Genomic DNA, 24380 nt, shown 5'->3' with positions numbered 1-24380 from the left:
ATCAGCCGCTCGGCAGGCTGGCGGACAGCGCCGCGATCTGCTTGGCCTGACGCTCGACCGCGCCCGCCACCCGCTCGCGCAGGGCGGTGAGCGCGGGATAGTCCGGCTCCAGCGCGGCCGCACGCGCGATGGCGCGGTCGTCTATCTCGGTCAGCAAGCCCGAAGTCCGCGCCCGGATTTCGTCCAGCGCCGCCAGATCGGTCTGCGCGGCCAGCCAGGCATCGCTGCCCACGCTCTGCCCGCGTGCCTTGGCCGCGCCGGCGCGGGCCTGGTCATAGGCCTTGGCGAACTCCCCCTCCACAGCGGTCAGGCGATCGGCGATCCCGGCGATCTGCGTATCGAGCTCGGGATCGGGGCGCAGCGCGACCGGCTTGGTCACCGGCTCGGCAAAGCCCTGCTTCTCGACCGGGCGGACCGCGAGCGAGGGATAGGGCGTCGTGTCGCGGTCGCGCGCGCATCCGGCCAGCATCGTGGCGGACAACAGGCCGAGCAGCGCGATCATCGGGCCGGAGCGGATTGTGGAGAGGGACGGATGGATCATCGCAACCATCCTAGACGGAAGACAGGGCTTGGGAAAATGCCGCACGGACGCTTTGCGGGCGCGTTCCGAAAAAATGTGGATAACCGGGCCGAGGGGCTTGCCATGATCCCGAACCGCTTCTAAGAGCCCACCTCCACAGCGCGCCCGTAGCTCAGCTGGATAGAGCATCAGACTACGAATCTGAGGGTCGGACGTTCGAATCGTTCCGGGCGCGCCAGTGGATCATATCCGGTCTTATCAGACCCATGCGCGCCCGTAGCTCAGCTGGATAGAGCATCAGACTACGAATCTGAGGGTCGGACGTTCGAATCGTTCCGGGCGCGCCACTTTGCAGAATCGCCAGATTTGCTTGCGTTTCGTCGCGACGCGTTGGATAGCGATGGGCACCCAACATCTTGCAGGCCTCGGACGCCGGATGTTCAATTCCGAAATTCGATGGATCGGGTATCGATAAACAGGTCCAACCCTGATGGTCGAAGCTCGGCGATGTATCCATAGAACGTGCGACCACAGAGCGACTTGAGCGGGCGGACGAAATTGTAGATGCCCTGAGCCATGGGATCATCGAAGCGCATCAAGGGACTAGACCTCAGCGTCGGCTATCTTGGGTTGCAGATCGCATTTGGAATCCAGAGCGCCAGCCTGAGCCGCGTGTTCCAGGGACTGGGGGCCTCGATCGACCAGTTGGCAATCCTTTGGCTTGCGGGGCCTGTGACGGGGCTGCTGGTGCAGCCGGTCGTCGGCGGGATCAGCGATCGTCATGGCGGTCGGTTCGGGCGGCGGCGGCCCTATATCCTGGTATCGGCCCTGCTGGTGATCGCCGCACTGGCGGCCTTGCCGATGGCGACGTCGCTGGTGGTGGCCGTGGCGGCGGTCTGGGGACTGGAGGCCGCGATGAATGCACTCCACGCACCCTATCGCGCGCTGGTCGCCGACACGTTGCCGCCCGAGGATCAGGCGGGCGGCTACGCCATGCAGACCGTCTTTATCGGGTTGGGGGCGCTGGCCGGGGCCTGCGCGCCGATCCTGCTCGCCTGGGGCGGCTGGTCGAACGTCGCGCAGCCGGGCCAGACCGCGCCGTCGATCCGGGTGGCGTTCCTGGCGGCGGCGCTGGCAGTGGCGCTGGCAGTCGGCTGGACGGTGGCGCGGGTGCGCGAACCGGCCGCCACCAAAGCGCTGCGGCACGATCCGTCGGCGAGGCCTGGTCGCCGGGCCGACTTCGCCACACTCTGGCAGGCGCTGCGTCCGGTAGCGGCCATCCAATTTCTCAGCTGGTTCGGTCTCTATCTGCTGTGGGTGTATGCCACACCGGTGGTCGCGGCGCAGCTTTACGGCGCGACATCGCCTTTCGATGCCGCCTATGCGCGGGGGGCGGATTTTGTCGGAATTCTGTTCGGGACCTATAACGGAGTGGCCGGGCTGTTCGCCTTTCTGCTGCCGGGGCTGTTCCGGCAGTTCGGGGTGACGCGGGTCCATGCGGCGGCGCTGGCGGCGGGCGCGCTCGGGCTGGCGGGCGTGGCGCTGGTCGCGCATCCCGCCGGACTGGTCGGTTGTGCGGTGCTGATCGGCATCGCCTATGCCTCGATCCTGAGCGCGCCCTTCGTGCTGGCCGGGCGAGCGGTGTCCAGCGCGACGGCGGGCATGTTCATCGGCGTGATGAACATCTTCATCGTCGTGCCGCAGCTGGTTGCGGGGCTGAGCATGGGATGGGTCATCGCGCACGGACTGGGCGGCATGGCCTGGCCCGTCCTGCCCCTGGCGGGCGGGTTGATGGCGATCGGGGCGGTGCTGAGTCTATGTCTGTCGACCATGGACGCGGACACCGCCTTGGCCTAGTGCAAGGTAATGCAAATATCGGGTCGATCATGGCGCGGGTGAAACGGGCTGGGCCGACGCTGGGCGGGATCGCGGCGGAAACCGGCGTGTCGGTCGCGACCGTATCGCGGGTGCTGACCGGGCATAGCGCGATCAGCGAGGAGACGCGCGAGCGGGTGCTGAGCACCGCCGAAAGGCTGGGTTATGTTCATGTGCCGCAAAAAATACGCCGCGCCGTGCCGTCGCTGTCGGAGCAGATCTGCCTCGTCGTGCCGGTTGCCACCGCGCATGGCAGCCAGCTGGCCAATCCGTTCGAGCTGGCACTGATCGGCGGTGTCGGCACCGCTCTGCGCGAGCGGCGGCGCGACATGTCGATCGTGTGGCAGACGCCCTATGACGATACGACGCTGGCACAGTTCCTCGACCAAAGTACCTATGCGGGTACGATTTTCCTGGGCCAATCGCAGTTCCACGACACGCTCAACCGCTATGCGGATATGGGCAAGCCGCTGGTCGCCTGGGGGGTCGAGGTGGCGGGGCAAAGCTATTGCTCGATCGGCAGCGACAATCTTGAGGGCGGATTCCAGGCGACCGCGCATCTGCTGCGCAAAGGGCGGCGGCGCATTGCCTTTATCGGCGCGATGCCGCCGATTGCGGCGGCCCGCACGCCCTTTTCGCAGATCGCGATCCGGTTGGACGGCTATCGCGCAGCGCTGGCGGCACACGGCGTGGCGTTCGATCCCGCCATGGTCCAGACGCCGACCGCCGGGCGGTTCGAGGGGGCGGAGGCGGTCGACAATCTGCTGGAGCGGGGCATCGCGTTCGACGCGATCGTCGCGGCCTCCGACCTGGTGGCGCTCGGCGCGATCCAGACGCTGCGCCAGCGCGGCCTGCGCGTGCCCGAGGATGTGGCGGTGATCGGCTATGACGATATCGACGCGGCGGCGCTGTCGACGCCGGGGCTGACGACCATCCGGCAGGATGTCATCAAGGCGGGCAATCTCCTGGTCTCAAAGCTGCTGCGCATCATCGACGGCCATCGCGCCAAGTCGGAGCGGTTGCCGACCGACCTTGTGATTCGCGAATCCTGCGGCCGCTAAAAGGCGCCGATCTCGTGCAAAATAATGTCCAGCGGGTTCAGCAAGGCACAGAAAAAAAGCAACTTATCTACATGACGCCCAGCAATTTCATGTAAATTGCAATCGTTTGCAAATACGCATTGCATAATTTTGCGCGCGACCTCATTTTTCCCTCATCAGGTGGACCGCCCGTCAGAGGCGTCTTGGAGGGGATTATCATGCGTGGATGTCGCTTGGCGTTGATGGCTTCGGTTGCAGGGATGGTGCCCGTCGCCCCCCTGCTGGCGCAATCCGCCCCACCGGCCGCCGAGGCAAAGGCCGATCCCGCGCCCGAGGCGGCGCAGGCCGATGACCTGGGCCTCAACGAGATCATCGTCACCGGGACGCGCACCGGCACGCGCAAGTTCGAGACGTCCTACGCCATCACCACCATCGACCCGCAGGCGATCGCGCAAAAGGCGCCGCTGGGCATCGCCGACCTGATCGCCTCGACACCGGGCATCTATGTCGAAAGTTCGGGCGGCGAGGTCGGCAACAATGTCTATTCGCGCGGACTTCCGGCGGACAATTACCGTTACCTCCCGCTGCTGGAAGATGGGCTGCCGGTCTGGGAAGAGGGCGCGGGCGCCTTCACCAATGCCGACGAATTCTTCCGCGTCGACGGCACCATCGACTCGCTCCAGATCGTTCGCGGCGGCTCGGCGTCGATCACCGCGTCCAACGCACCGGGCGGTGTCGTCAACGTCCTGACCAAGCGGCCGACCCGCACGTTGCAGGGCATGGTGAAGGGCGAGGTCGGCGACTGGGATCATTACCGGATGGACGCCAACGTCTCCGGTCCGCTGACCGACCGGCTGTCCTTTGCGATCGGCGGCTTCTATCGCGAGGATAACGGCCTGCGGAACCCCGGCTTCACCGGCAACCAGGGCGGGCAGTTCCGCGTCGGCCTGCAATATGACTTTGCCGACACCGGCTCGCTGTTCGTCAGCTATCGCAAGCTGGACGACAAGAACATCTTCTACACCGCCATCCCGCTGGCCAGCCCGTCCCAGGGCCTGCCCGGTCTGGACGCGGGCACCGGCACGCTGGTCAACACGGCGTTCGCGCGGCTGACCGTGCTCGATGGCAGCGGGGCGTTCAACAAGCGGGTGGACCTGACCCAGGGCATCCATACCGACACCGAAACCTTTACCGCGATCTTCAACAAGCCGCTGGGCGATGGATGGGAGATCAACGACCGCGCGCGTTACACGACCGGGACGGTGGACTTTAACGGGCTGTTCAGCTCGGGGATCACGACGTCGCAGGGCTTCCTCGCAGGCGCGCTCACCCGGTTGCAGGCGGCGCGACCCGACACCGTGTCCGCCGTCTATCGCGACGCCAGCAACGGCCAGACCGTCGCGGCCGCGGCGCTGGGCAACCAGTTGGCGCTGACGCAGAGCCTCTTCAACACGGTGGTCAATGTCGAGAATGTCATCAACGACCTGAGCGTCACCAAGAAGCTCGACACCGGCATCGGTCGCCACACCCTGACCGCAGGCTATTATTTCAGCCATTTCACGCAGACGCAGAACTGGAACTGGAACGACATCCTGGTCGAGGCGATCAACCGCCCGCGCTATTTCGATGTGGTCGGGCTGAACGCGGCGGGGCAGCAGACGGTCGCGTTGACCAAGGGCGGCCTGCTCAACCTGCACAGCAATTTGCAGCGTTTCCATGATGATGTGACGATCAATGCGCTGTACCTGACCGATGCGTGGCAGGTGACCGATGCGCTCCGCATCGATCTGGGCGCGCGTTATCATCATGTGTCGAAGAATGGCACGATCGCGCAGACGGCCCGCGCCAATCTGGGCGATGCGACGACCATCGCCGACGACAATGTGCTGGTCTTCACCGGCGCGACAACGCCCTATCGGTTCAAGACCGGCCAATGGGCCTTTTCGGCGGGCGCGAATTACGAGTTCGACAAGCGCGTCGCCGCTTTCGCCCGCTACAGCCGCAGCTTCCGCGTCACGCCGGAATTCGTCCAGTGGTTCGGCGGCGTGCCGGTCGAGAACCGCATCGACCTGGTCGAGGGCGGGCTGAAATATGCGTCCCGGCCCTTCTCGGCCTTCGTGACGTTGTTCTACAACAAGTTCCCGAACATCGCCTTCCAGACGATCGTCGCGGGGCCGAACGGCCAGGCGCAGACGATCAACCAGACGGCGGCGGCGGAGTCCAAGGGGGTCGAGGTCGAAGTCTCGCTGCGCCCGGTCGACTTTTTCGAACTGGCGGCGAGCGGCAATTACCAGAAGATCAGCTATACGAGCTTCGCCGGACAGGATGCGAGCGGACCGTTCGACTTCAGCGGCAACCAGATCGTCCGCCAGCCGCAGGTCCAGGCCTCGATCCGCCCGACGCTGCACCTGCTGGCCGACCGGGTGAACATCTTCGGTGAGGCGGCCTATACCGGCAAACGCTATGTCGATGTGGCCAATACCATCGTCCTGCCCAGCTATACCGAGGTGCGGTTGGGCGCGAACTGGAAGGTCACCGATGCGCTCCAGGCGCAGGTGGTCGCGACCAACCTGTTCAACGAGGTCGGCCTGACCGAGGGCAATCCGCGCGCGGGCTCGATCATCGGGGTGCAGGAGACCGCGTTCCAGGGCCGACCGATCTTCGGTCGCCGCGTTCGTGCCAGCCTGACCTACAGCTTCTGATGCACAAGCGGCTGGGCATGATCGTCGGGCTTGCGGCGCTGGTCGCGGCGACCCCGGCCCTGGGGCAGGCGTGGCGGACCGTGACCTCGCCCGATGGCCGCATCGCGGTCGACCTGGCGGTGGATCATGGCGAGGCGGTGTACCGCGCGCGCTATGACGGCAAGCCGATCCTCGACCGGTCGCGGCTGGGCTTCCGGTTCAAGGATGCCGCGCCGATCGACCACGAGCTGACGCTGGTTTCCAGCCGCCCGACCGCGCTCGACCGCCCCTGGACCCAGCCCTGGGGCGAGCGGCGACGGATGCGCGAAAACTATCGCGGGCTGGTCGCGACGCTCGCCGCGCCGGACGGCCGCAAACTGGGTATCGAGTTCCGCGTGTTCGATGACGGCTTCGGCTTTCGCTACACGCTGCCCGGCGCGGCCGAACAGCCGCTGGTCGTGACCGATGAGGCAACCGAGTTCCACTTCGCGCAGAATTACCGCGCCTGGTCGATCCCGGCGTATCGCGAGAAGTACAGCGAATATGAATATAGCCGCTCGGCGCTGTCCGCGATCCAGACCGCGCAGACCCCGCTGACGCTGGAGGGCGACGGCGTGGCGATGGCGGTGCATGAGGCGGCGCTGGTCGACTTTCCGGCGATGAACCTGCGAATGCCCGAGGAGAACAGCCGGACGCTCAAGGCCGATCTGTCGCCCTGGTCCAATGGCGACCGGGCGCGGACCCATGGCGGGGCGGTGACGCCGTGGCGCGTGGTCATGGTCGCGCCCGACGCCGCGCATCTGGCGGACTCGACCATTGTCCTGAACCTCAACGAACCCAATCGGCTGGGCGACGTGTCCTGGGTCAAGCCTGAGAAATATATCGGCATCTTCTGGGCGATGCACACCGGCCTGCTGACCTGGGAGCCGGGGCCGAAGCTGGGCGCGACCACCGCGCGCGCCAAATCCTATATCGACTGGGCAGCAAAGCACGACATTCCCGGCGTGCTGGTCGAAGGGTGGAATGTCGGGTGGGACGTGCCCCAATGGTGGAAGAACGGCCATTCACGCTTCATTTTCGACCGCGCACAGCCCGCCTTCGACATGGCCGATGTGTCCGCCCACGCCCGCGCCAAGGGCGTGGACCTGATCGGCCATCACGAAACCGGCGGGCAGGTGACGGATTATCTCCGCCAGTTGGAACCCGCGCTGGATTATTATGACCGCTACGGCGTGCGTTCGATCAAGCTCGGCTATGTCGGCACGCGGCTGGACGAAACCGAATGGCCCGACAGCCAATATGCCGTGCAGAGCCTGCAAAAGGTCGTCGAGGCGGCGGCGCGGCACCATATCGCCATCTTCCCGCACGAGCCCGTCAAGGATACGGGCCTACGCCGCACCTGGCCCAACCTGATGAGCCGCGAAGGCGCGCGGGGGCAGGAATATAATGGCGGCAGCCCCGATGGCGGCAATTCGGTCGATCATACGACCATCCTGCCCTTCACCCGGCTGTTGTCGGGGCCGTTCGACTATACGCCCGGTGTCGTCCATTTCGACTATCGCGCGACGCGGCCCGACAATCGCGTGCCCTCGACCATCGCCAACCAACTGGCGCTCTATGTCGTGCTGTACAGCCCGGTGCAGATGGCGGTCGACCTGCCCGAACATTATGACGAGCACGCCGACGCCTTCGGCTTCATCCGCGACGTTCCGACCGACTGGGAGGACAGCCGCACGTTGCAGGGAAAGATCGGCGAATATGCGGTCGTCGCACGGCAGGATCGGAACAGCCCCGACTGGTATCTGGGCGCGATCACCAGCGACACGGCGCGCCACCTGACGGTACCGCTCGACTTTCTGGACAAGGGCGCGCGGTACGAGGCGACCATCTATGCCGATGGCCCGGGCGCCGACTGGCGCACCGCCCCGGAAAAACTGGCGATCCGGCAGCAGGTGGTGACCGCCGGAGACCAGCTGGCGCTCGATCTTGCGTCCGGCGGTGGGCAGGCCATCCGGTTTCGACGGCTTTAGGCTGATCCACTGATGGGGAAATGGCAGGGGCTGGCTCCAGCTTTGTGTGTCATCACGGGCGACACGCATCACCCAGCACCCACGCCATTGGGTTAGGATCACAAGCCGAGTGGCGCCGACCGGCTGCCCCAGCGCGGCCGCCAAGCCGGGAGCGAGCATATGCGAATGCATGAGTGATTGGGCATAATTGACGGCGGCCTGCCGACCATGCTCACCAATTGCCCGCTGTCACGCCGCCCTCGCCACCCAAATTTCCCAACAATCTGAGTGCCCATCGCTTTCATCTCGGGTGCGCCATTTCTTTCCCGTCATCGACATATCGGCTTCCCGGCCCCGGCTTTCGCCGAGGCCTTTCGCGATCAGCGCCAGCCGAGTGCGGGTGCGATGTGGCGCAGGATGTTCTCGATCACATGCGCGTTATAGTCCACGCCGAGCTGGTTGGGCACGGTCAGGAGCAGCGTGTCGGCCTCGGCGATAGCCTCGTCCGCGCGAAGTTGCTCGATCAGGCGCTCGGGCTCGGCGGCATAGGAGCGGCCGAAGACGGCGCGCATATTGTCGATGACGCCGACCTGATCCTGGCTGTCGTCCCGGCCGAAATAGGCGCGGTCCTGATCCGTGGTCAGAGCGAAGATCGACCGGGAGACCGACACGCGCGGCGTCCGCTGATGCCCCGCCTCGGCCCACGCCTCGCGATAGGCGCGGATCTGCTTGGCCTGCTGCACATGGAAGGGCTCGCCGCTCTCATCGGCCTTCAACGTGGAGCTTTGCAGGTTCATCCCCTGCTTTGCCGCCCAGATCGCGGTCGCGTTGGAGGCGGAGCCCCACCAGATACGATCGCGCAACCCCTCCGAATGCGGCTCCAGACGAAGCAGCCCGGGCGGGTTGGGGAACATGGGGCGCGGATTGGGCTTGGCGAAACCCTGTCCTTTCAGAAGGTGCAGGAACACCTCGGCATGGCGGCGGCCCAGATCGGCGTCGGTCTCGCCCTGGGCTGGGCCATAGCCGAAATGCCGCCAGCCATCGATCACCTGCTCGGGCGAACCCCGGCTGATCCCCAATTGCAGGCGACCGCCGCTGATAAGGTCCGCCGACCCGGCATCCTCGACCATGTAGAAGGGGTTCTCGTAGCGCATGTCGATCACGCCGGTGCCGATCTCGATCCGCTTCGTGCGCGCGCCCACGGCGGCGAGGAGCGGGAAGGGCGAGGCCAGTTGCTGCGCGAAGTGGTGCACACGGTAATAGGCGCCGTCCGCCCCCAGTTCCTCCGCCGCGACCGCGAGGTCGATCGACTGGAGCAGCACATCCTGCGCCGAGCGCGTCGCGGACTGGGGGGAGGGCGACCAATGGCCGAAGGACAGGAAACCGATCTTTTTCATGGGACGAAGATAGGTCACGCGCGGTCGCGATGCACCCCGGGGCATGGCGCGCCGAGCGAAACGCTTGCTTTCCGAAAGCGCGATTGGATTTGGGGTATTACCTTCTGTTCCCCTCTCCCCTCTACGAGGGGCGAGGGAAGTAGGAGTGTCGCTTGAACGTCGATGATGTCCAGGAATGTCAGCGGTTGCGCCAGTCCTTGGCGACGGCGGCCTTTTCTCCCTCCGCATCCAGCGGCATGTCGGCCATCATGTCCTGCGCCGCCGCCATCAGTTCGGCGTCGGACGATCCCGCCTGGGCATAGCCGCCCGCTTTGGGCGTGGTGCCCGGCATGGTCCGGCGGAGTGCCCAACCCTTACGATCGCGACAGGCGATGCCGTCGGCGGCGGCGGACTGGAAGACGCGGCAGAATTCGTTGTCCGTCGCGCGGAAGCTGACCGCGATCCGCACCGCGCCGTCACCCCCGCTCGCCTGTCGGTCGAGCGCGCTGGCCAGCGATCCGGCGGCGTAGAGTCCATGGTCGGTTGCGGAAATCGGTCCCCGATCCACCTGCCGCCCCAGCAGCACCCCGACGACCAGAGAGGCCGCCATCGCCGCCGCCGACTTCCACAGCGGCAGCGACAGGCGCGAGCGTTGGCGTAGCGGCGGCTGCATCGGAACGACATTGCCGGTCAGTATCGCGGCCAGGCGATCGGGCACGGGTTCGTCGGCGACGGGGGCATAGGCGCTGGCGAGCCTGGCCTTCAGGCGCCGATGGCGTTCGACCTCGTCGGCCAGCGCGGGGTTCTCGGTGATGGCGCGCTCGACCCGTTTGGCGTTCAGGGGATCGAGCGCCCCATCGGCATAGGCCATCAGCATTTCCGGTTCGATCGTCATGCCGCTTCTCCCAGTCGCGCCATCAGCGCCTGTCGTCCCCGCACCAGCCGCGAGGTCAGCGTGCCCATGGGAATGTCGAGGATCTCGGCGGCTTCCTTATAGGCGAGCCCTTCGACCAGGACGAGCGCCACCGCCTCGCGCTGTTCGTCGGGCAGGGTGCGCATCGCGGCGTCCACCTCGTTCAGCGCGACGCGCGCCTCGGCATTGCCGGTCGCGCCGACGGACAGCCCGGCATCCTCGCCGACGAAGGTTTGCGCCGCGCGCGAGCGGGAACGGGCGGTGTCGATCCAGGCGTTGCGCATGATCCGGTACATCCAGCTATCCAATCTCGTCCCCACCTGCCACGATCCTTGCGCGAGCAGAGCCTTTTCGACCGTCACCTGGCAAAGATCGTCCGCATCCGCCGCATCATGGGTGAGCGATCGGGCGAACCGCCGCAATCGCGGCAGCAGCGCCAACAACTCCTTCTCGAATGCAGCCAAGCGCGGTTCCTTCAATTCAGGGATGAAACGGACGACCCGGATCGTTTAATCCCTGTTCGTCTGATCCATGTCAGGATGATTTTTCAACAGGAGGGCGGCGGTGGGCAAGCGGGCATTTCGGTTTCTGGGCGTGATGGCCGCCATGACCGGCTGCGCGCTCGGCGTCGGTGGGGCCCGGGCGCAACTCGGCGGGACGCTGCCGAGCCTGCCGTCGCTGCCGGGCGGGCTTCCTGCGAACATCGGGCCGATGGTCGATGGCGTGGTCGATCCGCTGCGGCGCGGGGTCGACCGGGTGGCGAGCACGACCGCGGCCAGGCTGGATGACCTGCGCCGCGCCGCCTATGCGCAACTGGTGCGCGATCATCCCGATGCGATCGCGCTAGACCCAAACGGCTTTCCGGCGCGTGCGGGCGAGGTGGTGGTGGATGCCCCCAGCGAGGCGTTGCTCACCGCCGTCGCGGCACAGGGTTTCAGCGTGATCGAGCGGGACGATGTGCTGGGCGTGTCCTTCGTCCGGTTGCGCGTGCCGAACGGCCTTCCGCTCAGAAAGGCGCTGGCGTTGATCGACAGGCTGGGTGGAGAGGTCAGTGCGGATCAACTCCATTTGCCGAGCGGCGCGAGCGCGGCGACGCTCGCCGGGGGCGCGTCGCCAGAGGGGCAGGGCACCATGGTCGGCGTGATCGACGGCGGGGTCGAGGGGGCGGCGGTGATCCGCGGTTTCGCGACCGGGGCTCCCAAGCCCGACGATCATGGCACCGCCGTCGCCTCGCTCATCAGCGGCAGTGGCGGGGTCCGGGGATCGCTGCCCGGTGCGCGGATCGCATCGGCGGATGTCTATGGCACCGACCCGGCGGGCGGTAATGCGACCGCGATCGCCAAGGCGCTGGGCTGGCTGGTCGAGCAGCGCGTGTCCGTCGCGACGATCAGCCTGGTCGGCCCCTCCAACCCGCTGCTCGCGCGGGTTGTCGCGGCGGCGCAGGCGCGGGGGCTGATCATCGTCGCGGCGGTCGGCAATAACGGCCCCGCCTCGCCGCCGGCCTATCCGGCGTCCTATCCCGGCGTGGTGGCGGTGAGCGGCGTCGATGCGCGCAACCGGCCGCTGATCGAGGCGGGCCGCGCCTCGCATATCGATTATGTCGCGCCTGCCGCCGACATGCTGGCGATCGGGCTGGGCGGTCGGCGGATGAAGGTGCGCGGCACGTCCTTTGCCGCGCCGCTGGTCGCGGGGCGCATCGCCGCCGCCTATCCGGCGCTGAAACCCGGCCAGGCCCGTTCCGTACTCGCGCGGGTGGATGGGGAGGCGAAGGACTTGGGGGCGAGGGGCCATGATAAAAGTCATGGCCGTGGAATGCTTTGCGGGGAATGCCGCACCCCGGTGCAATAATTTTCGAGAAATCCGGGATTAAACCCGCGAGCCGCCTCGTTGTCGTTCCAGAAGTTAAGGAGAACGATGATGAAGAATTTTCTTTCTGGTAGCGCGATCCTTGCCGTTGCTCTGGTGACGGCACCCGCTTCGGCGCAGTTGCTTGGTGGTGCCGGTGGTTTGGGTGGCCAGCTGGGCGGCACGGTCGGTGGTCTAACCGGCTCGGCCACCGGTGCGGGTTCGCTGGGCGGTATGGCGGATCGGGGCCGGGTCGCGACGGACACGGCGACCCGGACGCGCGGGTCGACGCGGGCGGATCGCAATGTCGATCTGCGTCGCGGCCGGGTGGCGGCGTCGGGCGATGCCTCGGGCGGCTCGACGCTGGATAACGCGACGCGGATCGGACAGGCCTCGGGCGGTGGCAACGGCTCGGCCTCGGGCTCGCTGGGCGGCGGAGTCGATGCGCAATTGGTTGGAACCGACGCGGTGCGGGATGCGACGGGTCGTGGGGTGAACACCGTCGGCAACGTCGCCGGGCAGGTCCGGGATACCGCCGGGACGGTCGGCAACCGGGCGCGTGGTGCGGTGTCCAACCTGGCCGACCGGGCGGCGAATAGCGGTGCTGCTGCGGCGGGGTCCGCGACGGGCTCGGGATCGGGCGCGCTGTCGGCGGCGGGCGGTAGCCTGTCGGGTGCGGGCAATCTGGCGCTGGCCGGGAGCGGTGCGGCCCAGGGCGGGGCCTTCCCGGTCAATCCGGGCATGGCCGTCACCGACGCCCGGGGCCGTGCGCTCGGCGCGGTCCAGTCGGTCCGCACTAATGCCCAGGGCGCGGTCGAGCGGGTTCTGGTGAAGGTCGGCAACCGCGTCGCCGATCTGCCCGCCGCCAATTTCTCCGGCTCGGGCAATGTCCTGGTCTCGGCCATGGGGCAGGGCGATGTGAAGAGCGCCGCGCAATAATCCTGGCCGATCCGAAAGGTGCGCCCGACCTCCTTCGCGAGGTCGGGCGCATCGTCATGTCCGGCTCAGGCGGACATGCCTTGCGCGGCGGGCAGTTCGACGATGTCGGAGGATTCGGCCCACAGGTTGATGCCGCCATCCTGTGCCGCCCGGTCGATCGCCGCCAGTTCCTCGTCGGTGAAATCCAGACGGGCCACGGCGTCGAGCGAATCGTCCAACTGCGCGACCGTCCGTGCGCCGATCAGCGCGGAGGTCACGCGCGGATCGCGCAACACCCAGGCGATCGCCATCTGCGCCAGCGTCTGCCCCCGCGCCTGTGCGATATCGTTCAGGCGGCGGATGGCGGACACATTCTCTTCGCTCAGCAGCGACTGCGACAGCGAACCGCCCCGGCTGGCCCGCGCATCCTGCGGCACGCCGTTCAGGTACTTGCCGGTCAACATGCCCTGCGCCAGCGGCGAAAAGGCGATGCAGCCGGTGCCGAGTTCGCCCAGCGTGTCGAGCAGATCGCGCTCGATCCAGCGGTTGAGGATCGAATAGCTGGGCTGGTGGATGAACAGCGGCACCTTCTCCTCCGCCAGGATCGCCGCCGCGCGCCGGGTCAGCCCCGCATCATAAGAGGAAATGCCGACATAAAGCGCCTTGCCCTGCCGATGCAGTTGCACCAGCGCCCCCATCGTCTCCTCAAGTGGCGTCTCCGGATCGACCCGGTGCGAATAGAAGATATCGACATAGTCGACGCCCATCCGCTTCAGGCTCTGTTCGCAACTCGCGATGAGGTACTTCTTCGACGAGCCGATATCGCCATAGGGCCCCGGCCACATATCCCAACCCGCCTTGGTCGACAGGATCAGTTCGTCACGATGCGCGGCGAAGTCGGTCGCCAGCACCCGCCCGAAATTCTCCTCCGCAGAGCCATAGGGCGGACCGTAATTGTTCGCGAGATCGAAATGGGTGACGCCGCGATCGAAGGCGCGCCGCAGGATGGCGCGCCCCGTCTCGAACACATCGGTACCGCCGAAATTCTGCCATAGCCCCAGGCTGATCGCGGGCAGCTTCAGGCCGCTGCGCCCGGTCCGGCGATAGGGCATCCGACCGTCGTAACGGGCCGGATCGGCGACATAGGGGGTGGGGAAGGGCATGGGACGGTTCCTCTCGTATCGGCGCGGCTCTTATGACGTCTGGCGATAGCGGCCAACTGCCTGGGTCAAGACGGCGGTCAGGCGAGCAGATCGGCCAGCCGTGCCAGCCGCTCGGACGGATCGTCGAGGCGTTCCCTCAACAGGTAGCGACCATCCTTCTCCTCCAGCCCCTCGATCCCGCCCAGATCGGCATCCTTGTCATGCGGCGTCAGGGCGATGGCGGCGGGCCCCGCGTCGATCCGCGCGATCCCCAGCATCCGCATCCGCTCACGCAATCGGGCGAGCGCGATCAGCAGGGCGGACTCTTCGGGCAGTTCGCCGAAGCGATCCTCCAGTTCCGCCTCGAAATCGTCGAGTTCGGCATCGTCGCGCAGCCGCCCCAGCCGCGCATAGAGCGAGATGCGCAGATCCTCATCGGGTATCCATTCGGCGGGCAGGCGACCCTCGACGCCGACGCACAGTTCGGGCGTCCAGCGCTCGACCGTCTCGCCGCGCGCGGTGCGTAGCGCGTCTTCCAACAATTGCTGGTAGAGCTCGACGCCGATCAGCCGCATATGCCCCGCCTGCGTATCGCCGAGCAGATCGCCCGCGCCGCGCATGTCCAGGTCGCGCGCGCTGATCGCGAAGCCCGCGCCCAGCCGGTCGAACGCCTCCAGGGTGCGCAACCGCTTCAGCGTGCGCGGCGCGATGGCGTCGTCGGTCTCGGTGAACAGCAGCACCTGGCCGCGCCGGTGCCCACGCCCGACCCGCCCGCGCAACTGGTGAAGCTGCGACAGGCCGAAACGATCAGCATGGACGATCGCCATCGTGTTGGCACGCGGCACGTCGAGCCCCGCCTCGATGATGTTGGTCGCCAGCAGAACATCGCCATCGCCGCGCCCGAAGCGGACCATCACATCATCGATCTCGGCGGCGGGCAGCTTGCCATGGGCTTGCAGCATCTCCAGTTCGGGGACGATCTTGGCCAGCTTCTCGGCCAGCGGCGCCATGTCCGCGATGCGGGGCACCACGACGAAGCTCTGCCCGCCCCGCGACCGCTCCCGCAATAGCGCAGCCCGCAATGTCTCCGGCGAAAAGGCGGAAACGGCGGTGCGGATCGGTTGCCGCCGGGCGGGCGGGGTCGCGATGATCGACAATTGGCGCAGGCCCACAAGTGCGGATTGCAGCGTGCGCGGGATCGGCGTCGCCGACAGGGTCAGGACATGACCCGCCGACAGCGCCTGAAGCCCCGCCTTGTCACTCGCGCCGAAGCGCTGCTCCTCGTCGACGATGACCAGCGCCAAATCCTTATAGGCCATGCCCTTGGCCGCGACCGCGCCGGTGCCGATCACGATCCGAATACTGCCATCGGCCAGCCCGGCCTTGACCCGGCGCTTTTCGGCGGCGGTGGACAGGCGCGACAGGCCCGCGACGGCGATGCCGCTGTCGGCGAAGCGCGCGGTGAAGCTGTCGAGATGCTGGCGGGCGAGCACGGTGGTCGGGGCGGCCAGCGCCACCTGTCGCCCGGCGAGCGCGGCGATGGCGGCGGCGCGCAGCGCGACCTCGGTCTTGCCGAAGCCGACATCGCCGACGACCAGCCGGTCCATGGGGCGCCCGGAGGACAGGTCGGCGCGCACCGCCTCGATCGCGGTCAACTGGTCGGGGGTCTCGCTGAACGGAAAACCGGCGGCGAAGCGCTCATAATCGGCGACCGAGGGATCGAGCACGGGGGCATGCTGCTCGGCGCGTTCGGCGGCCATTTCGGTCAGGCGGCGTGCGGTCTCGGCGATCGCCTCGTCGATGCCGCGGCGGCGGTCGTGCCAGCTCTTGCCGTCGAGCGTGTCGGCGCGGACCGCATCGTCCTCGCCGCCATAGCGCCACAGCCGATCCGCCTCGGCCACCGGGACCAGCCGCGTCGCCGATTTGGCATAGACCAGCTTGATGGCGTCCCCCGTCACCCCGTCCTGCATATCGATCGGCTCGATCCCCGCGACGCTGGCGATGCCGTGATCTTCATGGATGACCATGTCGCCGACCCGGATTTCGGCGGTCTGGATCAGCGATAGGTCGACGCGGTGGGGCTTGCCATCCTCGCGGTCCGCGCGACTGCCCAGCAGATCGGCGGCGGTAACGGCCAGAATGCCCTTGCGGACGAAGCCCCGCTCGGCGGGCGCGACCAGCGTCAGCAGCGCGCCGGGCTCGGCCTTGCGGACCGCGCGCCAGCTATCGACCCGGACGGACGGCATGCGCAGCACATTGTCGACCCGCCGCCCGAGAAAGCGCAGGTCGCGCTCGCTGCCGATCAGGACGACGCGGCACCCTTCGTCACGCGCGGCCCGCGCCGTCTTGGCGAAGTCCCGCAAGGGCGCGCGGCGTTCGACGAAGCGGGGAGGGAGGTCGCCGATCCGGCCAAGGCTCGCGGTCTTGCGATCGGCGAGCAGCGCGGACCAGTGTTTGTCGGCGATCATGTCGCGCGCGGCGCGTCGGGAGCCGCGCTTGGCGACATCGGCGCTCAGCAGCAGCAGGCGACGGCGGCGTTCGTCGGCGGCGGGCTCGACGATGACTTCGGCGCCGGGCAGATGCTCGATCAGGCTGGTCGGGTCGGACGCCAGCGGCGGCTCGGCGACGCGGCCCAGTTCGCGGCGATCCAACTCGCCGGTGCTCCGCTGGTCGGCGGGATCATAGGACCGGATCGCCGCGATCCGCCCCCCGGCCACCTCGATCCGCAGCGGCTGTTCGGCGTCGGCGGGAAACACGTCCAGCACCTGTCCGCGAAGCGCCACCTCGCCGGGCTCGTCCACCCGCTCGTCGGCGATATAACCCAGGTCGAGCAGCATGTCGTGAAGCCGGCCCAGATCGCAGGGCTCGCCCTGGGCGACGCAGGGCGGCTCGGCATCGAAGGTCGCGGGGGAGGGCAGGGCGCGCGCCAACGCCTCGCCGGAGGTGACCAGGGCGATGCGCCCCCGCTTCTTCGCCGCCGATGCGGCGCGCAGGGCGTGGAGCGCCGAGACACGCTGCCCGACATTGGCGGGCGAGGCGGGGGCGTCGTCGCCGGGCAGCGCGTCCGATCCGGGGCAGAACAGGATCGTCGCGTCGGGCGCGATCGCGGTCAGGATGCGGGTGACGGCCATCGCGCGCGTCTCGTCCGTCACCGCCAGGATGATATCGGCCCGTTCCAGCCGCTCCGCCGCGCCCGCCGCCAGTTCGGCGACGCCCAGCAGCGGATGGGGCCCGTCGCCGGACGGGGGCATGGTGGCGATTTCGGCTTCGGACAAGGAACGCACGGCGGGGGCTCTCCCAGGACTGATTGCGATGGCGAACGGGCGGGAGGTGCGCGTCGTTCCGCTCGGGATCAAAGACTTATCGGCGGAACCCTAAGCCGCTTCGTCACTTCATCGGCACGGCATTGATCTGCATCGATGACATGGCTGACCGCCCGCCGAGGGAGAATGACGATGGATCTGGGTATCGAGGGCCGCATCGCACTGATCAGCGGATCGGATTCGGGCATGGGCAAGGAAACTGCGCGGCTGTTGCTGGAGGCCGGAGTGCGGGTCGCGCTGACCGACAAGCCGGGCGGCACCATGGACGAGGCGGTGGCGGAACTGGCCCCGCTGGGCGAGGTGATCGCCGTGACCGGCGACGTCACCAGGCCGGGGGAGGTGAAGGCGCTGTGGCAGGAGGTTCGCGAAAGGCTGGGCGAGCCGGACATCTACATCAACGCGGCGGGCGTGACCGGCGCGCAGGGCGATTTCCTGGAGGTGGGCGATGACGGCTGGCAGGAGACGCTGGACATCAACCTGATGGGGGCGGTGCGCATGTGCCGCGAGGCGATTCCCGCGATGCGGCGCAAGGGCTGGGGCCGGGTCGTCCTGTTCGCGTCCGAGGACGCGGTGCAGCCCTATGTCGAGGAACTCCCCTATTGCGCGTCCAAGGCTGCGATCCTCAGCTTGGCCAAGGGATTGTCCAAGGCCTATGGCGGCGACAATGTGCTGGTGAACACCGTGTCGCCCGCCTTCATCGCGACGCCGATGACCGATGCGATGATGGAGAAGCGTGCCAAGGAAAAGGGCTTGAGCTTCGACGAGGCGATCGAGACGTTCCTGGATGAGGAGCGCCCCGGCATGGTGCTGAAGCGGCGCGGCAAGGCCGAAGAGGTCGCCGCCGCCGTCGCCTTTTTGGTGTCCGAACGGGCCAGCTTCATCAACGGCGCGGGGCTCCGCGTCGATTCCGGTTCGGTCTTCACCATCGCCGGATGATTTCCCCGGCCCGTCGGCATGGTCTTTCCCGTTGGGGGTGATTAGGCTGACGGGCAAATATCCGGGGAGAGTGGCGATGCGGCGATGGGCTTGGGCGGTGCTGGCGGGCGTATCCCTGCTGGCGACGGGTGGCGCGACCGCGCAGGAGACGCAGACCGCGACGCTGGGCGCGACAAACACCCATTATGACGGGCCCATGGCGGCACCGAAGTCCGCCCCGACCTTCGGCGACGAATTCAACCGCGCGATCGATCCCGGCCGCTGGCGCTGGGACGTGTCGGCGAACAAGCGCGGCTGGCCCAATCACGAACTGCAATATTATGTCGGGCCGAAGCGGAGCAACGCGCGGATCGAGAAGGGCGCACTGGTGATCGAGGCGCGGCGCGAGGCCGCCCGCGACGAGCCGGATTGGGGCGGGCAGGATTATACATCGGCCAAGCTGGTGACGCAGAAGACGCTCGGTTTCGGCTTTTACGAGGTTCGCGCAAAGCTGCCCTGCGGCCGTGGCATGTGGCCCGCCATCTGGCTTCTCCCCATGGACGGCGCGCGCTGGCCCGATGGTGGCGAGATCGACATCATGGAGATGGTCGGCTGGAACCCCGATGTCATCCATGCGACCGTCCACTCCGCCGCCTATAACCATGTCAGGAAGACGCAGCGGGGCAGCCAGACCGACGTGCCCGGCGCGTGCACGGACTTTCACCGCTATCAACTCGACTGGACGCCCGATGCGATCACCATCGGGGTCGATGGCCGCGCCTATATGCGGGTGAAGAACGACAAGCCCGGCGGCGCGGCGGCCTGGCCGTTCACCCGGCCCTATTCGCTGATCCTGAACCTGGCGGTCGGGGGCGACTGGGGCGGGCAGAAGGGCGTCGACGATACCGCCCTGCCGCAGCGGATGGATGTGGATTATGTGCGCTACTGGAAGCGATAACCGGGTGTTCGTCGCCCCGCTTACAGCAGAGTCCCCGACAAGATCGCCAGCGCGATGCTGAAATAGATCACCAGCCCGGTCACATCGACCAGCGTCGCGACGAACGGAGCCGAGGCGCTGGCCGGATCGAAGCCCAGCCGTTGCAGGACGAAGGGCAGCATCGATCCCGCCAGCGAGCCGAAGGTGACGATGCCGACCAGCCCCGTCCCGACCGTCGTCGCCACCAGCACCCAATGCGGTCCGTAATCATAGAAGCCCAGCGTCTGCCACAGCGCAATCCGGGCGATGCCGAGCAGTCCCAGTATCGCCCCCAGCGTCATCCCCGCCGGAAGCTCGCGCAGCGCCACTCGCCACCAGTCGCGCAGGCGTACCTGCCCCAGCGCCAGCGCACGGATGATCAGCGAGGTCGCCTGGCTGCCGCTATTGCCGCCCGAGCTCATGATAAGCGGGATGAACAGGGTCAGCACGACCGCCCGCTCCAGTTCGGACTCGAAATGCTGCATCGCGCTGGCGGTCAGCATTTCGGAGAAGAACAGGACGCTCAACCACCCGGCGCGCTTGCGGATCATCGCGAGGAAGCCGGTTTCCAGATAGGGATTGTCCAGCGCCTCGACGCCGCCGAACTTCTGCGTGTCCTCGGTATGCGCGGCGACCAGCGCGTCGAGCACGTCGTCCACGGTGACGATGCCGATCGGGCGGCCCTGTTCGTCGACCACGGGCAGGGCGAGCAGGTCGTGGCGGCGGATCAGATGCGCCACCTCCTCGCGGTCGGTGGTCGGCGCGACGGTGATCGGGTCATGCCCGCGCGCGAGATCGATGGCGGGCGAGTCCGGCTCGGCCGCGATCAACTGGCGCAGCGAGACGGTTGCGACCAGCCGCCCTTGCGGCTCCAGCAGGAAGACCGAATAGACGGTCTCGCGGCTGCGTTCGACGGTGCGGATATGGGCCAGCACCTCGGCGACGGTCGCGTCGGCGGGGGAAGCGACATATTCGGTCGTCATCATGCCGCCCGCGCTGTCCGGCGGCCAGCGGAGCAGGGTGTCGATCGACGCGAGGATGGTGGCGGGAAGGTCGGCGCGGATCGGCGCGGCGTCCTCTTCCTCCATCGCCGCCAGCACGTCGGCGGCGCGGTCCTCCGCCATTTGCGACACCAGGGCGGCGGCGCGCGCCGAGGGCAGCAGGGCCAGGATATCGGCGGCGCAGCGCAATTCCGGGCTGTCGAGCACGGCGACGGCGCGTGCGTCGGGCATCTGGGTCAGGGCGTCGGCCGCTTCCGCCACGGGCAGCGACTGGAGCGTATCGACGAGATCGGCGATGGACAGGCCACGCCGGGAGGAGCGGAAACCGGCGGCGACGCCGGCGATCAGATCGTTGACCATTCAAAACCTTTCGTCCGCACGACCCGGGCGGACGAAAGCCAGTTTCGCGAAACTAGCGGACGACCCCGGGGCGTGCGGCGCTACTGGAACTGTCGCTGGACATGTTCTCGCTTTCTGGAACGACGCGGGGGCTCCCGCGCCTGTCGGGCGCTCTGATCCTCTGCGGCCCGATCGTCAACACCGGCAGGCCACCTGACGAATTTTTCATCGGGGCACCAAGGTTTCGGCGCGACGGCTCCGTCTGAACGGGCAAAGCGCACAAAGGGGACCTTATTCGTGCATCGCCTGCTCTTCGCCTCGACCGCCACGCTCGCTCTGGTGGCGGGGACGGCCGCTTCGGCCCAGACCGTCATCGATACCAAGCGGACCACCCCGGTCCGCACAGCGACCGTCAATAACGGCGGCGCGGGCGATGTCAGCATCGCTGCGGCGGGCAGCGTCGTGACCACCGGCGGTACGGCGGTGACGATCGACAGCAACAACAAGCTCGCCAATGCGGGCACCATCCAGATCACCGACGCCAACGACTCGATCGGCATCGGCGCGGCGGCGGGTGTGACCGGCGAGATCGCGAACAGCGGCAAGATCGTCATCGACGAAAGCTACACGCCTGTCGATATCGACAAGGACGGCGACCTGGATGGCCCCTTCGCACAAGGCGCGCGGAGGACCGGCATCCGCACCGCCGGGGCCTTTACCGGCGCGATCAGCAACAGCGGCGAGATCACCGTCGAGGGCAACGACTCGGCGGGCATCTATCTGACCGGGCCGCTGACCGGGAACCTCGCCCAGTCGGGCAAGATCAACGTGCTGGGCGATCGCTCGGTGGGTGTGCGGACCGGCGCGGTGTCGGGCAATGTCACGCTGGGCGGCACCATCGTCGCGGTCGGCCAGGGCGCGGTCGGCGCGCGGATCGACGGCGATATCGGCGGTGCGCTGACCATCGAGGGCGGGATCGGCTCGACCGGCTATCGTTACACCACGCCGCCCAGCGATGTGTCGAAGCTGGACCCGGACGATCTGTTGCAGGGCGGATCGGCGCTGGTCGTGGGCGGCAATGTCGCGGGCGGCATCACCCTGGGCAACGCCACCGGCAAGACGGCGGACATCATCTCCAACGGCGCGGCCCCCGCCATGCTGGTCGGTGCGGCGGACCGGGCGATCGTCATCGGCGCGACCGGCGGCAGCACGCCCGCACCCGGCCTGGTCGTCAATGGCCGGATTACGGGCAACGGCGTCTATAGCGGCGTGCGCGCCAATGCGCTGACCATCGGTGGGCAGGGCGGCAATGTCCAGATCGCGCAGGGCGTCGCGGTCGGCGGTACGGTGCAGGCGACCGCCAATGGCGCGGAGGCGACGGCCATCCGCTTCGGTGCCGGAGCCTCGACGCCGGAATTGCGCGTCGGCGGCTCGGTGACCGCGACCGGTGGCGGCGCGGCCTCGGCGGTGACGACCGCCGTGCTGATCGACAGCGGCGCTTCGGTGCCGACGATCCGCAACTCCGGCGCGATCCGCGCGACGGCGGCGGGCGCCAGTGCGGCCGCAATCCTCGACCGGACCGGTGGCCTGACGCTGGTCGAGAATGCGGGCGCGATCGCGGGGGCCGGGGCGGACAGCTCGCGCAGCACCGCCATCGATCTGTCGGCGAACACCATCGGCGCGATCGTCCGCCAGATCGCCCCCGCCAGCGGAGCCGCCGCCCCCACCATCACCGGTGCGATCCGCTTCGGCAGCGGCGACGACCGGCTTCAGATCGGCGCGGGTTCGGTGAAGGGCGACGTCCGTTTCGGCACCGGCAACAACCGGCTGGAGATGAGCGGGACGGGCACCTATGCGGGCAGCGCGACCTTCGGCACCGGGGCGGACACGCTGACCATCGCCGATACCGCGCGCTTCGACGGCGTGGCCGACTTTTCCGGGCTGGGCCAGGATGTGGTGGCGATCACGGGGAAGGGCGTCTTCGCCGGACGGCTGACCAACGCCTCCCATGTCGCGGTCACGGTCGCCAGCGGCGGCGGGACCTTCGCCGCGAACGGGGCGACCAACATCGCCTCGCTGACCATGGGCGACCAGTCGATCCTCAGTGTCGCGCTGGACAAGGCCAATCCGACCGCCAACCTGATCCAGGTCGGCGGGGCGACCACCATCGGCGCGAACAGCCAGCTGGCGCTGCGCGTGTCGGGCGGGACGGATGTGACGGGCCGCTATGTCGTCCTGCGCTCGGGCACCTTGACCGGTGCGAGCAATCTGACGCTGGCACCCTCGGCCATGCCCTTCCTCTACAAGGGCGCGATCGTCGCCGCCCAGCCCAACGAGATCGCGGTGGAGGTCAGCCGCAAAGCCAAGACCGAACTGGGCCTCAGCAACGCGGGCGTCAGCGCCTTCGACGCGATCGACGCCGCGATCGGGACCGACGCCAAGCTGTCCGACGCCATCCGGGGCATTTACGACGGCGCGGCCTTCCGTGGCGCGGTTGAGCAGATGCTGCCCAATTATGCGGGCGGTGTGTTCGAGGGGGTGACGCTCGCCTCGCGCGCCGCCGCCGCCCAGCTTCGCGAGCCTGCGGGCGAGTTCAGCGAAGAGGGCAAATGGGGTTATTGGCTCACCCCGCTCGGCTGGGATGCGTCCAAGGGTACGCGATCGACCCGCAGCTATGACGTGCGCGGCTGGGGTATCAGCGGCGGCATCGAGCACAAGACCGATGCGGGCAATTTCGGAGCCTCGCTCTCCTATATGAGCGGTCGCGACAATGAAGGCTCGGCGATCAACCGCGTGAACCACAGCCAATATGAACTGGCCGGTTTCTGGCGTGCGCGTTGGGGAGCATTGGCGGCGCAGGCGCGCGGTTCGGCGGCCTTCCTGTCCTTCGACTCGCGGCGCCAGTTCGACGGCGTGGTCGGGACCGAGGCGGTGCAACGCCGCGCGACCGCCGACTGGAAGGGGATGCTCTATTCCGGCTCGGGCTCGGTCTCGTGGGAGCATTGGGTCGGCCAGTTCAACGTGCGCCCGATCCTGGCGGTCGACTATTACCGGCTGAACGAGGACGGCTATCGCGAGAGCGGCGGCGGCACCGGATACGACCTGACCGTGCGCAAGCGGACCAGCGACGAACTGGCGCTGACCGCCAGCGTGGCGGCGGGCATCAATTTCGGCGGCGACAACCGCTATGCCCAGTGGAGCCGGCTGGAGATCGAGGGCGGTCGGCGCGAGCGGGTCGCCGGGGCGCTGGGCCGCACGGTCGCCAGCTTCGGCGACGGCACGCCCTTCATCCTCGATCCCGAGGCGCGCGGCGGCGGCTGGGTCGGCCGGGTCCGCGCGATCACCGGCACCAGCGAGATCCGGCTGAGCGGCGAGGTCAACGCCGAACAACGCCTTGGCAACGTCGCGCTGTCCGCGCGCGCTGCCCTTCAGTTCGCCTTCTAGGCGAGTTCGTCCGCGTGCATCCCCCCTGTAGCGTGCGCGGGCGTTCGGAGCCCCACCTTGCGT

General features: G+C 67.8%; 16 protein-coding genes and 2 tRNA genes. 11 read left to right on the top strand and 7 right to left on the bottom strand.

The window, feature by feature from the left end:
• Position 1: 1 nt before the first annotated feature.
• A complete protein-coding gene (locus tag SM191_RS02765) occupies positions 2 to 541 on the bottom strand; it encodes a hypothetical protein (protein ID WP_341504882.1) in 540 nt (179 codons plus the stop codon).
• Between the two features lie 140 nt (positions 542 to 681).
• Here SM191_RS02765 and SM191_RS02760 point away from each other — a divergent pair.
• The 6 genes from SM191_RS02760 to SM191_RS02735 all read left to right on the top strand — a co-directional run bounded on the left by SM191_RS02760 (position 682) and on the right by SM191_RS02735 (position 8146).
• A tRNA-Arg gene (locus tag SM191_RS02760) sits at positions 682 to 758 on the top strand.
• Between the two features lie 32 nt (positions 759 to 790).
• A tRNA-Arg gene (locus SM191_RS02755) sits at positions 791 to 867 on the top strand.
• A 229-nt stretch (positions 868 to 1096) separates the two neighbouring features.
• Complete coding sequence (locus SM191_RS02750) at positions 1097 to 2377, top strand: MFS transporter (RefSeq protein WP_341504881.1); 1281 nt, start codon at positions 1097 to 1099, stop codon at positions 2375 to 2377.
• 29 nt (positions 2378 to 2406) lie between these two features.
• The gene (locus SM191_RS02745; RefSeq protein WP_341504880.1) at positions 2407 to 3456 is read left to right on the top strand and encodes a LacI family DNA-binding transcriptional regulator; all 1050 of its coding nucleotides are present in this window, start codon (positions 2407 to 2409) and stop codon (positions 3454 to 3456) included.
• A gap of 197 nt (positions 3457 to 3653) precedes the next feature.
• Entirely contained in the window at positions 3654 to 6137 is a 2484-nt protein-coding gene (locus SM191_RS02740; RefSeq protein ID WP_341504879.1) for a TonB-dependent siderophore receptor, read from the top strand.
• Positions 6137 to 8146, top strand: coding sequence for a glycoside hydrolase family 97 protein (locus tag SM191_RS02735; RefSeq protein WP_341504878.1), 2010 nt, complete (start codon positions 6137 to 6139; stop codon positions 8144 to 8146). The genes SM191_RS02740 and SM191_RS02735 overlap by 1 nt, the downstream gene beginning before the upstream one ends.
• Positions 8147 to 8505: 359 nt before the next feature.
• Here the strand turns inward: SM191_RS02735 and SM191_RS02730 are convergent, their stop codons facing one another.
• The 3 genes from SM191_RS02730 to SM191_RS02720 all read right to left on the bottom strand — a co-directional run bounded on the left by SM191_RS02730 (position 8506) and on the right by SM191_RS02720 (position 10878).
• Complete coding sequence (locus tag SM191_RS02730) at positions 8506 to 9522, bottom strand: LLM class flavin-dependent oxidoreductase (RefSeq protein ID WP_267432501.1); 1017 nt, start codon at positions 9520 to 9522, stop codon at positions 8506 to 8508.
• Between the two features lie 178 nt (positions 9523 to 9700).
• Positions 9701 to 10396 carry an anti-sigma factor family protein gene (locus SM191_RS02725; RefSeq protein WP_341504876.1) on the bottom strand — a complete coding sequence of 232 codons (696 nt, stop codon included), beginning with the start codon at positions 10394 to 10396 and terminating at the stop codon, positions 9701 to 9703.
• On the bottom strand, positions 10393 to 10878 hold the full coding sequence (locus SM191_RS02720) for an RNA polymerase sigma factor (RefSeq protein ID WP_341504875.1): 486 nt from the start codon (positions 10876 to 10878) through the stop codon (positions 10393 to 10395). Before SM191_RS02720 ends, SM191_RS02725 begins: the two co-directional genes overlap by 4 nt.
• 100 nt (positions 10879 to 10978) lie before the next feature.
• On the opposite strand from SM191_RS02720, the gene SM191_RS02715 reads away from it, so the two are divergent.
• Positions 10979 to 12262, top strand: coding sequence for a S8 family serine peptidase (locus SM191_RS02715; protein ID WP_341504874.1), 1284 nt, complete (start codon positions 10979 to 10981; stop codon positions 12260 to 12262).
• Positions 12263 to 12328: 66 nt separating this feature from the next.
• Positions 12329 to 13198, top strand: a complete 870-nt coding sequence (locus tag SM191_RS02710) for a hypothetical protein (protein ID WP_341504873.1) — start codon at positions 12329 to 12331, stop codon at positions 13196 to 13198.
• A gap of 65 nt (positions 13199 to 13263) precedes the next feature.
• Here SM191_RS02710 and mgrA read toward each other — a convergent pair whose 3' ends face one another.
• Together mgrA and SM191_RS02700 are read right to left on the bottom strand one after the other, a co-directional pair.
• Positions 13264 to 14340 (bottom strand): L-glyceraldehyde 3-phosphate reductase, encoded by a 1077-nt coding sequence (mgrA, locus tag SM191_RS02705; protein WP_341504872.1) that lies wholly within the window; start codon positions 14338 to 14340, stop codon positions 13264 to 13266.
• A 77-nt stretch (positions 14341 to 14417) separates the two neighbouring features.
• A complete protein-coding gene (locus SM191_RS02700) occupies positions 14418 to 17603 on the bottom strand; it encodes a TRCF domain-containing protein (RefSeq protein ID WP_341504871.1) in 3186 nt (1061 codons plus the stop codon).
• A gap of 171 nt (positions 17604 to 17774) precedes the next feature.
• On the opposite strand from SM191_RS02700, the gene SM191_RS02695 reads away from it, so the two are divergent.
• Both SM191_RS02695 and SM191_RS02690 read left to right on the top strand, forming a co-directional pair.
• On the top strand, positions 17775 to 18578 hold the full coding sequence (locus SM191_RS02695) for an SDR family NAD(P)-dependent oxidoreductase (RefSeq protein ID WP_341504949.1): 804 nt from the start codon (positions 17775 to 17777) through the stop codon (positions 18576 to 18578).
• Between the two features lie 76 nt (positions 18579 to 18654).
• Complete coding sequence (locus tag SM191_RS02690; RefSeq protein ID WP_341504870.1) at positions 18655 to 19515, top strand: glycoside hydrolase family 16 protein; 861 nt, start codon at positions 18655 to 18657, stop codon at positions 19513 to 19515.
• A 20-nt stretch (positions 19516 to 19535) separates the two neighbouring features.
• Here SM191_RS02690 and mgtE read toward each other — a convergent pair whose 3' ends face one another.
• Positions 19536 to 20894: a magnesium transporter gene (mgtE, locus tag SM191_RS02685; protein ID WP_341504869.1), complete on the bottom strand. Its 1359-nt coding sequence runs from the start codon at positions 20892 to 20894 to the stop codon at positions 19536 to 19538.
• A gap of 276 nt (positions 20895 to 21170) precedes the next feature.
• Here mgtE and SM191_RS02680 point away from each other — a divergent pair, with 276 nt between their 5' ends.
• Positions 21171 to 24317 carry an autotransporter outer membrane beta-barrel domain-containing protein gene (locus SM191_RS02680; RefSeq protein ID WP_341504868.1) on the top strand — a complete coding sequence of 1049 codons (3147 nt, stop codon included), beginning with the start codon at positions 21171 to 21173 and terminating at the stop codon, positions 24315 to 24317.
• Positions 24318 to 24380 lie beyond the last annotated feature (63 nt).

Origin of the sequence: Sphingomonas sp. 2378 (assembly GCF_038084995.1) — a bacterium.
Lineage (GTDB): Bacteria > Pseudomonadota > Alphaproteobacteria > Sphingomonadales > Sphingomonadaceae > Sphingomonas.
This window is presented reverse-complemented; position numbering and strand designations above follow the sequence as displayed.